This window comes from Deltaproteobacteria bacterium, from assembly GCA_019308925.1.
GTDB lineage: Bacteria > Desulfobacterota > B13-G15 > B13-G15 > RBG-16-54-18 > JAFDHG01.
This window is the reverse complement of record JAFDHG010000057.1, coordinates 1-15,275: the sequence shown is the minus strand read 5'-3', so window position 1 is coordinate 15,275 and position 15,275 is coordinate 1. Positions and strand designations below refer to the sequence as shown.

The following is a 15,275-nucleotide window of genomic DNA, read 5'->3' as shown; positions in this document are numbered from 1 at the left end:
ATTGAGTACTTCAATCCTGAAGATCCCCATTTTTTCTCCCGGTATCAGATGATCTACCTCCAGGGGGAGGAAGAGACCCCCCGACCCTATCGGCCCATCAAGGTTCGTCCTCAAAAGAAGTTCATCCTGGCCAAGCTGGATGGGGTCTGGACCAGGGAGGAGGCAGAGAGTCTAAAGGGAGATTGGGTCTTAGTTGATTCCGAAAAACTCCCCCCTTTGGGAGAAGATGAATATTATTGGTACGAGATCTTGGGGATGCAGGTATTTACGGAAAAAGGGGGTGACGTGGGGGAGGTAAAGGAGATTTTCCCCACAAAGAGCAACGACGTCTATGTGGTGAGAAAGGGTGAGAAGGAGTTTCTGATCCCCGCCATCAAAGATGTGATCGTTGAGATAGACAAGGATACCCGCAAGATGGTCATCCACCCCTTGGAGGGACTTTTAGAGGAAGATGATCTTTGATATCCTCACCCTATTCCCCGAGATGTTTTACTCCCCTTTGAAACATAGCATCATCGGGAAGGCCCGCGAAGAGGGTTTAATCAATGTCAACCTCATCAACATCAGGGACTATGCCGAGGGAAAGCACTGGGTGACCGACGATTACCCCTACGGTGGTGGGAAGGGAATGATTATGAAACCGGAGCCCATCATCAGAGCGGTAGAGGCGATCAGGCCCGAGGATCCTGGGGCACGGGTTATCCTGATGACCCCTCAGGGGATACCCCTTAAGCAGGAGGTGGTGAAGAGACTCGCCCAACTATCCCATCTCGTCCTGATATGCGGGAGATACGAAGGAGTAGACGAACGGGTGAGGGGTTTTGCAGATGAGGAGATCTCCATCGGTGATTATGTCCTCACAGGTGGGGAGCTTGCGGCTTTGGTGCTGATCGACGTGGTCTCCAGGCTGATCCCTGGAGTCTTGGGGGATAAGGGGGCACCTGAGGATGATTCCTTCTCACAGGGGTTGCTCGAATATCCCCAGTACACTCGACCGAGGGAATTCGAGGGAAGGAAGGTTACGGAAATCCTCCTCTCCGGTGATCATCGGGCCATTGAGAGGTGGAGAAGACGGGAAGCCTTGCGCAGGACCTGGGAGAGGAGACCTGATCTGCTGGCTAGGGCCGAGCTTTCCGAGGAGGATCTGAAGATCCTCGAGGAGCTGAAGGGGGATTGAGGAAATTAGAGAGTCCCTTTGATTATATACATATCGCACTAGTTCACTATCCTGTCTACGATCGACAGGGGAGGGTGATCGCCACTGCCCTGACCACCATAGATATTCATGACTTGGCCCGGCTGGCCAGGACCTATGGGCTGGGAGGTTTCTACGTGGTTACCCCTTTGCGATCGCAACAGGAATTGGCAAGACGACTTATCGATCACTGGGTGACGGGGAGGGGGGCGGCATATAATCCGACCAGAAAAGAGGCCCTTTCCCTGATAAGGATGGCTGGCGATCTGGAGGGGGTCTTGAAGGGGATTGAAGAGGAGGGAGGCCGGGGGGTAAAGACGGTGGCGACAGCGGCCAGGCCTTACGCGGGGGCAAGGTCCTATAGGGAGATGGCCGATCTCCTCCAAAAGAGGGGGAACAACCCCTATATCATCCTCTTCGGGACAGGTTGGGGGCTGACGCGGGAGATGGTCGAGGGATCCAATTATATACTGGAACCAATAGAGGGAAAAGGGTATAATCACCTGTCCGTCCGAACAGCGGCTGCTATTATCTTGGATAGACTCTTTGGAGGGGAACTAAGATGAACGCCATAGAGAGTGTAGAAAAAGAGCACCTGCGAATGGATATCCAGGAGTTCAAGGCAGGGGATACGGTTAAGGTCCATTTCAAGATCCAGGAGGGGGATAAGGTGAGGACTCAGGTATTTGAAGGGGTGGTCATTCGCAAGCGGAGGGGAAACACCAGGGCCACCTTCACCGTTAGGAAGGTCTCCTATGGAACCGGGGTGGAGAGGATCTTCCCCTTATACTCCCCCTACATCGACAAGATAGAGGTGGTAAGCCGGGGCCGCGTCCGCCGTAGCCGCCTTTATTACCTGCGCGAACGGAAGGGAAAGGCGGCCCGGATCAGAGAAAAAAGATAACGGAAAGGGGATGAAAAAGGGAGATCCAGCGACCCCTGACCAGGATTCTCCGGAGGAGTTTCTAAGCACCCAGAACTACAGATGGATAGCAGGGGTGGATGAGGCGGGAAGGGGACCCCTTGCTGGTCCTGTGGTGGCGGCAGCGGTCATAATCCGCACAGGGGAGGAAATCCCTGGGGTGCGAGACTCCAAAAGGCTTACCCCTGGGCAACGAGAGCAATTATACCAGGCCATCACCTCCCGTGCCCTCAGCTGGGGGGTGGGGATAGTGGGGCCCCGGGATATAGAAAGGCATAACATCCTGCAGGCTACCATCAAGGCGATGAAGGAGGCTGTCCTGTGCCTGGATCCATTGCCCGATTTCCTCCTGATAGATGGTATTTCCCCTATCCCCATTGATATCCCCCAGAGGTCCTTAAAAAAGGGGGATGACCTTTGCCCGTCCATTTCTGCGGCTTCCATCTTGGCCAAGGTCACCCGGGACAGGTTGATGCTGGAATACCATCGTATCTATCCCCAGTATAATTTTGCCTGCCATAAAGGATACCCCACCAGGGAACATCGAGAGGTCATCCGTAAGTACGGATGTTGTGAGATCCATCGAAGGACCTTCAAAGGCGTAAAAGAGTATATAAGAGGCTAGGAATGAGGGACAAAAGGAAGGTCCTGGGGGGGAGGGGAGAGGACCTAGCCGTCAGGTATCTCCAAAAGAAGGGTTATAAGGTCATCGAGAGGAATTACCGTTGCCTTTTGGGGGAGATCGACCTCATCGCCCGAGACAAAGAGACCTTGGTCTTCGTTGAGATCAAGGCCCGTAGCTCGTCAGGGTTCGGCCTTCCCCAGGAGGCGGTAGGTCGATTCAAGCAGAAAAAACTCATTCAGGTGGCGAAGGCCTATATTGTAGAGCACCACCTGAAGGAGGCCATCCCCGCTCGCTTCGATGTGGTGGCCATCCAACTTACCCCTTCCGGCGCGGAGATAGAGCTGATCAAAGACGCCTTTCAGGTATGATAAGCAGAATACCACCTTCCGCACAATTTTTCCCCTTTATCTCCATCCTATTTACCCCGGTGCTTCTTTACTCTCCCCAATAGTGCTGGGAGGATCTCGCCGGCCTTACCGATAAGAGATTCATCCACGGTTGAGGAAATAGAGGTAGGGTCTTTATTTACCTCCACCACAAAGGCCCCCTGGCGTTTGGCCATAAGCGGAAAGGAGGCCACAGGCTGGACCACGGCAGACGTCCCTACAACTAAGAGGAGATCACACTCCTCTATCAGGCGGTATGAACGGGCCAAATCTCCTTTATCCAGAGATTCCCCGAACCACACCACATGGGGACGCAACAGGGCCCCGCACTCACACCTGGGGGGGATCTCCGGCAAGGGGACGCGGTAGTCCTCCCTCACCTTTCCCTCCCTTACGCACCGCAACTGCCAGAGGTTGCCGTGGATCTCGATGATCTTGGTGTTTCCCGCCCGGCGGTGCAGTCCATCCACGTTCTGTGTGATAAGGAAGAAGTGAGGGAAGATCTGTTCCATCTCAGCAATGGCCGTGTGTCCTGGGTTGGGCTCGGCCTCGGTGATGATCCCCCGACGCCAATCGTACCACTCCCAGACCAGTTTTGGATTGGTCTGAAAGGCATAAGGGGTGGCCAGTTCCTCCACGCGGTATCTCCTCCAGAGCCCATCCTCCCCCCTAAAGGTAGGAATACCACTTTCGGCCGAGATCCCCGCGCCGGTGAGGACCACGACCTTTTTAAATGGCTGAAACTCATTTATCAAACTGTCGGAGAACTCCATCTCTCCCTCTTCATGGGTTCTATATCACCCCTGTCATCCTGATGTCAATGGACTTTCGTAGCGTTCAGCGATCAGAATTCAGTTTTTTGGTGAAGTATGCAAGCATGCCCTTCACCTCAGTCAAGTCATTGGCAAGAAATCCGTCTCTGGGCTCTTCAGTAAGCTGATTGCTGAGTGCTGTGCGCTTACGGCTTTTTCTTATTCCCTCGACGGCAAAGGGAAAACTTATGATGATAAGGGAACAGACGACCGCCAACGCCTCTTGCTTCTTCCAGATTCCTTCGGCCCAGAGTGGGCGTAGGGTTGACTTTTAAGGACAAAAAAAGTATGGTTATTGATAATACAGAGAAATAGATTCCCTGCAATCCCTGACAATAATTTGAGATATTAGAAGAGATTACAAAGGCACAAAGAAGGTAAATGAGCCCTCAAAAAGTGCATAATTTCCCGATCCTTATATTAATACGAGAGGTTGTTGAACGACCTCAAAGGGAGGGAGCTTTCTTATGAGAAAGTACGAGGTGGAAAAGACCAGGAATGTCGGGATGTTCGGCCACGGCAGCGATGGTAAGACATCTCTGGCAGAGGCAATCCTCTTCAACACCGGGATGAATACCCGTATGGGCAGGGTGGACGATGGATCTTCTATCCTCGATTTTGAGCCCGAGGAGATAAATCGCAAGATATCCACCAGCTCAGCTATCGCCCACTATGAATGGAACAAACATCGGGTGGTTTTATTGGATACCCCAGGGGATGCCAATTTTATCTTCGATGCAAAGGCGTGCATGCATGTGGTAGAGGGGGGGGTCATCGTTATCGGGGCCAACTCTGGGGTCAAGGTCCAGACTGAGGCCGTGTGGGCGGAGGCCAACGCCCTGCAACTACCCCGTATCATCTTTATCAGCAAAATGGATATGGAAAGAGCAAGGTTCGCCGAGACCCTGGAGGACATCAGGGAGAATTTGGACGACCTCCATGCCCTCCCCGTTCAGCTTCCCATCGGACATGAGAAGGACTTTAAGGGGGTAATCGACCTCCTGCGCAATAAGGCCTATATCTATGAGGGGGATGAGAGTGGAAGGTACCGGGAAGAGGAGGTCCCCTCAGAGATGGCCGGGGAGGCGGAGCAGCAACGGGTAAAGACCATCGAGACCCTGGTAGAGATGGATGACGAGATCATGGAGAAGTACTTGGAGGGGGAAGAATTGAGCCTGCCGGAACTCTACCGTTGTCTGAAGAAGGGAACCTTAGAGGGTAAATTCACCCCTGTGGTCTGCGGTTCCTCAATAAAAAATATAGGGATCCAGCCCCTTTTGGACCTGATCAACACCTGTCTCCCCTCTCCTTCAGAAGTAGAGCCGAGACATGGTAAGAACCCCCGAACTGGGGAGCTCGAGACCAGAGAGGCCAAAGAGGATGCCCTTTTCTCCGCCTATGTCTTTAAGACCATCGCCGACCCCTTTGCCGGCCGTCTGACCATCTTCCGGGTCTACTCGGGGAATATCAGCGCAGATACCACCCTCTATAATTCCACCAAGGGCATAAAGGAGAGGGTGGGGCAGATCTTCATACTCCAGGGGAAAAAACAGGAGCCCGTCGGCTTCGCTGCCCCCGGGGATATAGTGGCGGTGGCCAAGCTCAAGGAGACCACCACTGGTGATACCTTTTGTGACGAGAAGAATCCCATTCTCTTTGAAGGGACATTCCCTCCACCCCCAGTCATTTCCTATGCCATCAGGCCCAAGGCCAGAGGGGATGAGGAGAAGATCGCCACCTCCTTGCATAAGCTTATGGAGGAGGACCCCACCATAAACGTCACGCGAGATGGACAAACCAAAGAGATCATCCTCTCCTGTGTGGGGCAGGTCCATGTGGATGTAGTGGTGGAAAAACTCAAGCGCAAATTTGGAGTGGAGGTTGATCTGGAGGCTCCCAAGGTACCTTATAAGGAGACGATAAAAAAAGTGGCCAAGGGAGTTATCTACAGACACAAAAAGCAAACAGGAGGACGGGGGCAGTTTGCCGAGGTCCATTTTGATATCTTCCCATTGGAGCGAGGGAAAGGGTTCGAATTCGAGAATGCGCTAACAGGCATGAATGTACCGAGGAGCTTTGTCCCGGCTGTAGAAAAGGGAATCGCCGAGGCCATGGGGTCTGGTGTCTTGGCAGGCTATCCTGTAGTTGATGTAAGGGTCCGCTTTTATGACGGGAAATCCCACGAGGTGGATTCCTCGGAGATGGCCTTTAAAATTGCCTCGATCATGTGCTTCAAAAAAGGTGTACGAGATGCGAGTCCTGTACTCTTGGAACCTATTATGAAAGTGGAGATCATCGTTCCAGAAGAGAATGTCGGGGATGTAATCGGGGACCTCAACGGCAGACGATGCAAGATACTCGGGGTAGAGGCCAAAGGAAATAACCAGATCATCAGGGCCCATGTCCCCATGGCGGAGGTCCTGAAATATGCCCCTGACCTCAGGTCGATAACCGGAGGAAGGGGTAGCTTCACCATGGAGTTTTCCCACTATGAAGAGGTCCCATCCCACATCAGTGAGAAGATCATCGCTAAGGACCAAAAGACAAAAGAGGAGGGAAAGTAGACATATCCCATTCGAGGGATGCGCGCCGTCGTCCAAAGGGTAAGGGAGGCAAGGGTCTTCGTCAAGGGAAAGGTCGTTGGCGAGATCGAGAGGGGCCTGCTCGTCTTCCTGGGGGTGGGGAGGGGGGACCATGAGGAGGATGCTGACTACCTTGCCGCCAAGATCCCCCAGCTCAGGGTCTTCGAGGATGATGAGGGAAGGTTCGACCTCTCCCTTGTCGATGTAGGGGGTAAGCTACTGGTGGTCTCGCAGTTCACCCTCTTTGGTGACTGTCACAAAGGGCGCAGGCCCTCCTTCATCGAGGCTGCCGAACCCCAGCGGGCGCGGGAGTTATATCAACGCTTCATCGCTAAGGTCCAGGAAAGAGGGGTTTTTGTGGCCACGGGCAAATTTCAGGCCAGGATGCAAGTGAAATTTGTCAATGATGGTCCTGTGACACTCTTGCTCGACAGCAAAAGGCTGTTTTAGGCTCCTTGATGAAAGTCGCTTGCGTATTATACTTAGAAAAATGGGAGAACTTAAGGCCTTCTGGGGTTTGAAAATAGGGATTTTGGTTTTAGTCTTATCCCTTATCCCCTATGGAACACTATGGGGGGGAGGAGCAGGAGAAAGGGGGAAGGCCATGGTTGGGAAGAATATCAGGGATTCGGTCATCGCCGGCTCTTGGTACCCAGGGGACCCGGCAAGGTTGACCGAGGACATCAAGGGGTATTTAGAGCATGCCCCTACGAAAAAAATAGAAGGCGATCTGATTGCCCTGATCGCCCCTCATGCGGGCTATATGTATTCCGGTCAGGTGGCAGCCTCTTCTTATAAGCTCTTGGAGGGCAAGAGCTATGAGGTGGTAGTCATCATTGCCCCCAGCCACCGGGCCTACTTCACGGGGGTCTCGGTCTACCCCCAAGGGGGTTATCGCACCCCCCTGGGCATCGTCCCAATTGATGAGGAGTTCACTGAGGCCCTGATAAAGAAGAGTCCTCTCATCAGTTATGTTCCCCAGGCCCACGCCCAGGAGCACTCCCTGGAAATCCAGCTCCCCTTCCTTCAGGTGGTCCTGAAGGACTTCCGGCTGGTTCCCATTATTATGGGGGAACAGGATTTCTATATCTGCGAGGAGCTGAGCAAGGCCATCGTGGAGATGATTAAGGGGAAGAAGGCCCTCTTGATTGCCAGCACAGATCTATCTCACTTTCACCCCTATGCGAGGGCGGTGGAGTTGGATCAGGTGGTCTTGGAGCATGTGGACGCATTTGACCCCGAAGGGCTGAGCAAGGACTTGAAGAGAGGCAGGTGTGAGGCCTGCGGCGGTGGTCCCACCGTAGCGGTGATGTTGGCGGCCCGGACCTTGGGTGCCAACCATGGGGAGGTCCTCAAGTATGCCAACTCTGGCGATGTTACAGGGGACCACAGCAGTGTGGTGGGGTATATGGCAGCTGCCCTTTACCGTAGCACCAATCCCGAAAAGGGGCAAAAAAAGGAGAAGGTGGGGGTGGATCTAGGCCTCAACAAGGAGGAGAAAAGGATCCTTCATGAGATAGCCCGAACAGTGATCTGGAACAAGGCCTCAGGAAAGAAGGTCTCGGAGTTTAAGGTAAAATCCAAGAGGTTGAAGGAACCCCGTGGGGCCTTCGTGACCATCAATAAACATGGGGCCTTGCGTGGGTGCATCGGGTATGTAAGGGGAATCAAGCCCCTGTACAAGGCAGTGGAGGAGATGGCCGCGGCTGCAGCCTTCAATGACCCTAGGTTCCCCCCGGTTACCAAAAAGGAACTGAAGGATCTGGATATAGAGATCTCTGTCCTCACCCCCCTCAAACAGATAGATGATACCAACGAGATCGAGGTGGGGAAACACGGGATCTTCATCGAGAGGGGGTTTTGTTCGGGGCTCTTGCTCCCCCAGGTGGCCACCGAGTACGGTTGGGATAGAGAGACCTTCCTGGAGCAGACCTGCTTCAAGGCAGGGCTCGCCCGCCATGCCTGGAAGGACAAGGAGACCAAGATCTACATCTTTTCAGCGGATATATTCTAAGCCTCGAGAGGAAAAAGATGAAGATGAAAAAAACACTGTGTCATCTTCTGATGTTAAATCTATTTTTAGGGATGCTTGTCACAGTGCCGGCGCTGTATGCTGATGAGGTGAGGCAAGTAGGCAGAATCAACGAATGCGCTGAGGTTCTAGAAGAGATAATGAGTATACCTGAAAATAGCATCCCAGCCAAACTTATGCGTAATTGTGAGGCCATTGCCATCTTTCCCTCCGTGGTTAAGGCCGGATTGGTTATAGGGGGAAGGGGGGGCAAAGGAGTGGTGGTAGCGCGTGATGAGTGGACCGGAGAATGGGGTGCCCCATCTTTTTACATCATCAGTGGAGGTAGTATTGGGTTCCAAATTGGGGTTCAGGTTATCGATTTGATCTTGATCATCCCTAAAAGAAGGGTATTGAGGGGTTTGGTGCAGGATAGGTTTACCCTGGGTACTGATGCCGCCGTCGCTGCCGGTCCTGTGGGCAGAAATACCGAACTGAGCACGGATATATTGCTAAGGGGAGCAGTATTGACCTATTCTAGGGCAAAAGGACTTTTTGTCGGGGTTGCGTTAAAAGGAAGTATACTCGAACCTGACTATGAGGCGAATAAATCTTACTATGGCCGCCATATCACTCCAGAGAGGATCTTATTGAGTGGCAAAATAAAGCCCCCTGCTTCAGCCAGGAAGCTCATAAAAGCGTTAAACAGTAACAGATGAGACTTAATCTTAAAAATCTTCGCCACATATTTTAATACAATCTGACATCGGGAAGAAAAATCAGAGCCTCTGGTTTTAATATTCTAACCATATCGCAACCTTATGAAAATTGCGTATTTTGGCAAGATATCTTCCCTCAACACATCCAGATTGGCTAATCAGAAACCTTTCTTGTATGTTCACTTTATCAGCACAGCACCGGGAACAAATACAGCGTAAACAACCCCTATGATCTTGTGAGCGTGATGATTAACGTATTTTTGACAGAAGTCTTATGCCAGCTCAAATTCTAAAATAGCGCTCTCCTCAAATATTGACCGGGTCCTCTTCTTCAAGGAAACACTGTCTATGACCCTCCAGAAAATTTCCAGAATAATTTGATCCCGTGAATCTAGAAATTACAAACATTGAAGTGATGGGTGTGAATACTGTGGCAAAGTATGATATAGAAATTGAAGGGCCAGAGAACTCCGGAAGGAAAACTGGAGTTGATACATAAAAAGTTAATCCTAAAGAGGTGAGTCGCATGAAATGGAACCCCTTTATTTTACTTTGTATAGGGCTCTTCTCTTGGTCAAACGTTCATGGTCAACCCCTCAAATCTGCCCATTTCCCTTCCCTGGTTTCATCTCTCAAGATAGCCACACCTCTGGAGTTTTGTGGCGAACGAGTCCCCACCGAAATTCAGGAGATTCGGGAGCGAGTTGAAAAGGAACTCCTGCTTTCCCTCTGGGATCGACCTCAGGTAATTCTGTGGTTGAAGCGTTCCCGCCGCTATCTGCCCCATATTGAAAAGATGTTAAAAAAGAGTGGGATGCCAGACGATCTCAAGTACGTTGCTATTGCTGAGAGTGCCCTTCGACCTCACGTGGGCTCAAAAAAGGGGGCGATAGGGTTCTGGCAGTTTATGAAGTACACCGGCCAAAACTACGGTCTCGTTATCAACGCACACATCGATGAGAGACGAAATATCTTTGCCTCTACCGAGGCGGCGATTCGGTGTTTTAAGGACCTTCACGAAACTTTTGGCTCATGGACCCTGGCTGCTGCCGCCTACAATATGGGTGAAGACGGGCTTGTAGCGGAAATCCTGGAACAGGGAACCAATAACTATTACCACCTCTACCTCCCCCTTGAAACCAAACGATATGTCTTTAGGATTCTTTCAATAAAGCTGATTTTCTCCGACCCAGAAAGATATGGGTTTCAGCTCTCTGAAGAGGATTACTACCCCCCTATAAAATTCGATCGGATTCAGGTCGACTGTTTCCAGGATACCCCGATCCGAATTATTGCCCAGGCAGCGAAAACCTATTTTAAGGTAATCAAGGATTTGAATCCCGAATTTCGGGGGCACTACCTACTTGAGGGAAGCCATGCGATTCTGATCCCGAAGGGGGCTTCAAAGGGCTTTCAGGCCCGATACCGACATCTCCTGAAGCATTGGTTAATGGATCAAAAGGAACGAATCTATGTGGTTAAAAAGGGGGACAGCCTTTCCTCCATCGCCGATCAATTCGATGTCCCCTTGGCGGCCATCATCATTTGGAATCGCCTCAATCCAAATACACCCATCCATCCAGGTGATCAGCTAATCATTCATCAGAAGGAACTGAAGCCCGTCGAAATTGACAAAGATGAAGATGATAGTAAAGCCAATTCTTCCAGGAATGACTAGCCCATGGGGCATCATCTGCTTCTATGGAGGGATCACGTTCAAGAAAACTGAGGGTGATTTAGTTGTACTCCTATAAACGAGCCAAATTAACAAAGATTTTATTGGCCTCATCATCCCCTGCAAGTTATGATACATGCTGATTGTCGACCCAAGTCCTGGTCATTACAAATAAGTATTCCCGCTAGGTAACTATTCAATATCCATGAAAGGCGTACACCTATTGATTAGCTGATGGGGCCCCTTTCTTGCCCCTTTTAATCACCTTGTCTAACTTCTCAGCCGCATGCCTATGGTCATAACTTCTTGCCAACGTTAACGCGTTAGCGGCAATCTCCTTCCTGAGTTTGAGGTCCTTTAAGAGCATAATCACATACTCAGAAAAAGCCCCATAGTCATCGGTAACAAACATGTCCTTCCCATGTCTTGGATTTATCCCGAAGGTGGCCAATCCAGTGGCAACGACCGGTAGACCACAAGCCATGGCCTCTAAGAGCTTCCCCCTAAAGCCAGTGCCCAGCTCAATCGGTGCCACAAAGACATCGGATTCCCAATAAAATCGCCGCATATTTTCGTTATCTCCACCCTCCTGGACAACCACATTCTTGCTTCTTAAATCCAAGAGCTCTCGAGGCGGACTGAACCCAATGGCGTAAAACTTCGCATCTGGAACCTCTCTCTGGATCTTACCCCAGCAGTGGTCAATGAAATTTTTCACCGCATCCACGTTAGGATGATGCAAAAAATTTCCCACATATAGGATATTCTTGGTATCTCTGACCCACGATTTCTCTTTTGGAGGTGTAAAGAATTCCGTATCAACTCCGTGAGGAACTACCTCGATTTTATCCTTTAACCCCGGAGCATAACCTATCATGATGTCTCTATCCTCTTTAGTCAAAGTCAAGACTCTATCAACGCTCTCATACATCTTAAACTCGTAATCTTGTATTTCCTTCATGGTCTCTTCTGTGATTCCCTCTCCCTTTTTTGCCCTGAGCTCAAAGGCCTTTGTATAGCATTCGTGCACAGAGATTATGGTCATGGTACTTGGAGGAATAAGATCATAATTTGCCTCCAGGTATTGCCCCACTATCGAGTATTCTGCAATAATGGCGTCGAAGTGATCCTTTTCCAGGGCTGACCTGAACGCATCCTCTATGCCTTGATAGAACCCCCCGTCTCCGGCCAAGAAGAACCTCGGTCTGTTCAGCCTTTTGTAGAGTGTCTCAATTTCATCGTAGGGCCTTTCTTTGACGGAGTCAATCAGGATAACCCTCTCACAAAAGGGCACAAGGCTCTTGTCATCTCTGTCCTCATCAGTATAGGCAGGGACAACCAAGGTTATCTTGTATCCCATTGAAGATAGATTCTTAATTCTATGATAGATCAATATAGGGCCGCCTATGATATCTGCCCTGGGGAGAAGCTTTGTCAAGAACAGCAGATTCATCTCCTTTCCCCTCTGATAATTCCCTTTATACGTGAAAAAAATTCTCCTTCGCTGACATATTCCATTAGGCCTTGCCAGCTTTTTTGCAATCTGCAAATGTTCTGAAAGGGGTCGAATTTTGGCACCGCCTCTGTTTCGGCAAGGACGATGTTGTTTAACGCCTCCTGGCTTCCTTTCCCGTCGCCATTTGACAGATATTCAATGGCCAACATCTCACAAGACCTGAATATCTTCTCTTCTAAGTCATCTTTCAGGAAACATCCTGGATAAGGGTCGAAATCATCTGGGTAGACCTTCCTCATTCCCTGTTCCTCTTTTTGGTTTGCGATCTTCGCCCGTTCAAATATGAAGCGATAAATATCTTCTCGCAGCTGCCTCCAGGTGGGATGTGCCTTTGGTGGGGGAAGATGCTTGATAGATAGTCGGTTATCCAGGAAGAAATTAAATCCGAACATCTTTGCATTTATCAAAAAGTCTATGTCCTCTCCCCTTGGAACCAAAGGGTCAAAAGGCACGACCGTGAAGAGACTGCGATGAATAGTCATGTTGCCACCAAATACAAAAGGCGTCTCTTTCATCCTCGGTTCAGTGCCAATGAATTTATAAAACGCCTCGTTCATCCTCCCATATTGGTCCCAATACTTCATCCACGGGCGAAATGGTCTTTTGAGGTGATAATCACCGTCCGGTTGGAGGTAATATCCCGCTACTGCGTCCACTGCCTTGCCTCCGATGTCTTTACCTACAAACTCTTTGGCCTTCGCCATAAATCTTGGATCTTCGAACACCTCATCGTCATCAATCAGCACCGCCACTTCCGAACCCAGGACATGGGAAACGAACAGACATAGATTTCTAACATTAGAGTATCCACGCAGCTGTAGAAGTCCACCATACTCCTCTTTGCCCTTGCTGTGCAATAGATCGTGTATCTGTCCGAGATGAGAGGGTCCAAAAAGAAGCGTTTCTATCCCCCTAGTGCCCGCGGATTGTATGATACGGGCGACCTTCTCCTCAACCCGCTTTTCAATATCCCCGGCAGTCGCTATAGCTATTATCACCAATTGAAAATCTTTATCCTCTAATACATCCATGCTCTGCATCGCCCTAAACAGTGTCCCTTCCTTGTCTAAAGGGGTGGGGTGGTCATAGATGGCATCTCCCTCCTTCCAACCAGCTTCATTTTCCCTTGCCCAATACGTTGGAATTACCATGGTAACCCTCATATCGTGGTTTCCTCCTTTTTTGGTTTTCCTCCATCGAAAATAAAAGGTGAGATTACATACAACGCAAAATAGCTACCTTTCCAGCTATCATCTTTCCTTTTTAAATACTAAGCCCTTTATATGATTATCAAGTCTTATCGCCCAGATGACCATACAGATCCCTCTTGAACTCAGGGTCTTTGGGGCAAAAATGAAGTTTTTGCTTCAATGCCTTCTCCCTGGTTCGTCATGGTTGCAATTGGATAGTCTTTGTAGTAATTTTTTATAGCATAATTGCATCCCCCAAAAAAGGGGGTTATTTGTCCCTACGTATGGGGATCAGTGGAGGGAAAATGGGACTTGAGAAGAGGAAAAAAGGCTTTTTTGATAAAAGGCTAGAGACCCTCTCCCCCCAGGAGAGGAAGGCCCATCTGTCCAAAAAACTAAGGGAATTTGTTAAATATACCTACCAACACTCCAGGGCCTTTAGGGAAAAGCTCAATATGATGGGAGTATCCCCCGATAATATCCATGGCCTCGAAGATCTGGAGAAGATCCCCCTGGTGCGCAAAGAGGACCTGGGGACGAGGCAGAAGGAAGAGGTTCCCTTCGGGGGGTTCGAGACGGCCCCTCCCCACAAGGTGCGTCGGATCTATGTCAACCCCGGCCTGATCTTTCAACCTGAGGTGGGGGAATACGAAGTCAAAAACTGGGCAGAGGCCCTCTTTGCCTGCGGTATGCGCCAGGGGGACATCGTCCAGAACACCTTTAACTATCACCTTTGGCCCTTTGCCTTCACCATGGATGAATCCCTAAGGTCATTGGGGATTACCGTAGTCCCTGCGGGGGTCGGCAATGCCATGATGCAGATCAATATAATGCGGATCCTCAAGGTAAATGGATTCATAGGGACCCCCAGCTTCTTGATGACCCTGGCCGAGAGGGCGGAGACCATGGGGGTGGACTTAAAGAAGGACCTCAATCTGGAGGTTGGATTTGTCTCCGCCGAGATGCTCCCGGAGGGACTTCGCCAGCGATTGGAGGAAAAACTTGGGATGGCCGTGCGTCAGGGGTACGGCACTGTCTTTACAGGGTGTTTGGGCTATGAGTGCCATTATAAAAACGGGCTCCATCTCCCCCAAAACATAATTGTGGAGGTCGTTGACCCCCATACTGGCAAACAGGTTTCGCCAGGGGAGACAGGGGAGATTGTGGCCACCAACTTTAACCCCCTCTTTCCAATGATAAGGTTTGCCACGGGAGACCTCTCCCTTTTGGTGGAAGAAGGATGCCCCTGTGGTCGCACCTCCTACCGGCTCAAGAAGATCTTAGGACGCATTGATCAGGCCACCAAGGTAAAAGGTACCTTCATCCATCCCTGGCAGACCGATGAGATAGCAACCCAATTCCCCGAGATCTTCAAATACCAGGTGGCTGTGACCCGTAAGGATTACACCGACGTAATGACCTTTGTGGCTGAGGTAAAGGATGAGGCCGTAAACAAAGGTCTATTAAAGAGACGGTTGGAGAAGGCCATCAAAGAGATCTTGACCATAAAGGGTGAAGTAGAGGTCGTACCGCCAGGGACTATTCCTGACTGGCACCAAAAGATTGTAGATCGCCGTCGCTGGGAGTAAGGATAGGGCGTTGCGATAATGGGAAAGATAAAGATCGGCGGGGTAATGCAGAG

General features: G+C 50.4%; 16 protein-coding genes and 1 pseudogene. 13 read left to right on the top strand and 4 right to left on the bottom strand.

Annotated features, from left to right (window positions below; genetic code table 11):
• The 6 genes from rimM to JRI46_09675 all read left to right on the top strand — a co-directional run.
• On the top strand, positions 1 to 462 hold a 462-nt coding region (rimM, locus tag JRI46_09700), incomplete at its 5' end, for a 16S rRNA processing protein RimM (protein ID MBW2039854.1).
• Complete coding sequence (trmD, locus tag JRI46_09695; GenBank protein ID MBW2039853.1) at positions 452 to 1,177, top strand: tRNA (guanosine(37)-N1)-methyltransferase TrmD; 726 nt, start codon at positions 452 to 454, stop codon at positions 1,175 to 1,177. The genes rimM and trmD, both read left to right, overlap by 11 nt.
• A gap of 32 nt (positions 1,178 to 1,209) precedes the next feature.
• Positions 1,210 to 1,761, top strand: a complete 552-nt coding sequence (locus JRI46_09690; protein ID MBW2039852.1) for an RNA methyltransferase — start codon at positions 1,210 to 1,212, stop codon at positions 1,759 to 1,761.
• On the top strand, positions 1,758 to 2,099 hold the full coding sequence (gene rplS / locus JRI46_09685) for a 50S ribosomal protein L19 (GenBank protein ID MBW2039851.1): 342 nt from the start codon (positions 1,758 to 1,760) through the stop codon (positions 2,097 to 2,099). Before JRI46_09690 ends, rplS begins: the two co-directional genes overlap by 4 nt.
• Before the next feature lie 10 nt (positions 2,100 to 2,109).
• Positions 2,110 to 2,742 (top strand): ribonuclease HII, encoded by a 633-nt coding sequence (locus JRI46_09680; GenBank protein ID MBW2039850.1) that lies wholly within the window; start codon positions 2,110 to 2,112, stop codon positions 2,740 to 2,742.
• Between the two features lie 2 nt (positions 2,743 to 2,744).
• Positions 2,745 to 3,110, top strand: coding sequence for a YraN family protein (locus JRI46_09675; protein MBW2039849.1), 366 nt, complete (start codon positions 2,745 to 2,747; stop codon positions 3,108 to 3,110).
• A 47-nt stretch (positions 3,111 to 3,157) separates the two neighbouring features.
• Here JRI46_09675 and JRI46_09670 read toward each other — a convergent pair whose 3' ends face one another.
• Both JRI46_09670 and JRI46_09665 read right to left on the bottom strand, forming a co-directional pair.
• Positions 3,158 to 3,901, bottom strand: a complete 744-nt coding sequence (locus tag JRI46_09670) for an NAD-dependent deacylase (protein MBW2039848.1) — start codon at positions 3,899 to 3,901, stop codon at positions 3,158 to 3,160.
• Positions 3,902 to 3,965: 64 nt separating this feature from the next.
• Positions 3,966 to 4,157 carry a hypothetical protein gene (locus JRI46_09665; protein ID MBW2039847.1) on the bottom strand — a complete coding sequence of 64 codons (192 nt, stop codon included), beginning with the start codon at positions 4,155 to 4,157 and terminating at the stop codon, positions 3,966 to 3,968.
• A 250-nt stretch (positions 4,158 to 4,407) separates the two neighbouring features.
• On the opposite strand from JRI46_09665, the gene fusA reads away from it, so the two are divergent.
• From fusA to JRI46_09635, 6 genes and pseudogenes are all read left to right on the top strand, one after another.
• Positions 4,408 to 6,504 carry an elongation factor G gene (gene fusA, locus JRI46_09660; GenBank protein ID MBW2039846.1) on the top strand — a complete coding sequence of 699 codons (2,097 nt, stop codon included), beginning with the start codon at positions 4,408 to 4,410 and terminating at the stop codon, positions 6,502 to 6,504.
• 18 nt (positions 6,505 to 6,522) lie between these two features.
• Positions 6,523 to 6,972, top strand: a complete 450-nt coding sequence (locus JRI46_09655) for a D-tyrosyl-tRNA(Tyr) deacylase (protein ID MBW2039845.1) — start codon at positions 6,523 to 6,525, stop codon at positions 6,970 to 6,972.
• A 154-nt stretch (positions 6,973 to 7,126) separates the two neighbouring features.
• Positions 7,127 to 7,951: pseudogene (gene amrB, locus JRI46_09650) on the top strand (AmmeMemoRadiSam system protein B).
• A complete protein-coding gene (gene amrA, locus JRI46_09645; protein ID MBW2039844.1) occupies positions 7,931 to 8,536 on the top strand; it encodes an AmmeMemoRadiSam system protein A in 606 nt (201 codons plus the stop codon). Before amrB ends, amrA begins: the two are co-directional and overlap by 21 nt.
• 17 nt (positions 8,537 to 8,553) lie before the next feature.
• Positions 8,554 to 9,252, top strand: coding sequence for a lipid-binding SYLF domain-containing protein (locus JRI46_09640; GenBank protein MBW2039843.1), 699 nt, complete (start codon positions 8,554 to 8,556; stop codon positions 9,250 to 9,252).
• A gap of 526 nt (positions 9,253 to 9,778) precedes the next feature.
• Positions 9,779 to 10,930 carry a transglycosylase SLT domain-containing protein gene (locus JRI46_09635; GenBank protein ID MBW2039842.1) on the top strand — a complete coding sequence of 384 codons (1,152 nt, stop codon included), beginning with the start codon at positions 9,779 to 9,781 and terminating at the stop codon, positions 10,928 to 10,930.
• A gap of 217 nt (positions 10,931 to 11,147) precedes the next feature.
• On the opposite strand, the gene JRI46_09630 is transcribed toward JRI46_09635, so the two are convergent.
• Together JRI46_09630 and JRI46_09625 are read right to left on the bottom strand one after the other, a co-directional pair.
• The gene (locus JRI46_09630) at positions 11,148 to 12,380 is read right to left on the bottom strand and encodes a glycosyltransferase family 4 protein (GenBank protein ID MBW2039841.1); all 1,233 of its coding nucleotides are present in this window, start codon (positions 12,378 to 12,380) and stop codon (positions 11,148 to 11,150) included.
• The gene (locus JRI46_09625) at positions 12,377 to 13,606 is read right to left on the bottom strand and encodes a hypothetical protein (protein MBW2039840.1); all 1,230 of its coding nucleotides are present in this window, start codon (positions 13,604 to 13,606) and stop codon (positions 12,377 to 12,379) included. The genes JRI46_09630 and JRI46_09625 overlap by 4 nt, the downstream gene beginning before the upstream one ends.
• Positions 13,607 to 13,938: 332 nt before the next feature.
• On the opposite strand from JRI46_09625, the gene JRI46_09620 reads away from it, so the two are divergent.
• The gene (locus JRI46_09620) at positions 13,939 to 15,222 is read left to right on the top strand and encodes an AMP-binding protein (protein ID MBW2039839.1); all 1,284 of its coding nucleotides are present in this window, start codon (positions 13,939 to 13,941) and stop codon (positions 15,220 to 15,222) included.
• Positions 15,223 to 15,275: the final 53 nt, after the last annotated feature.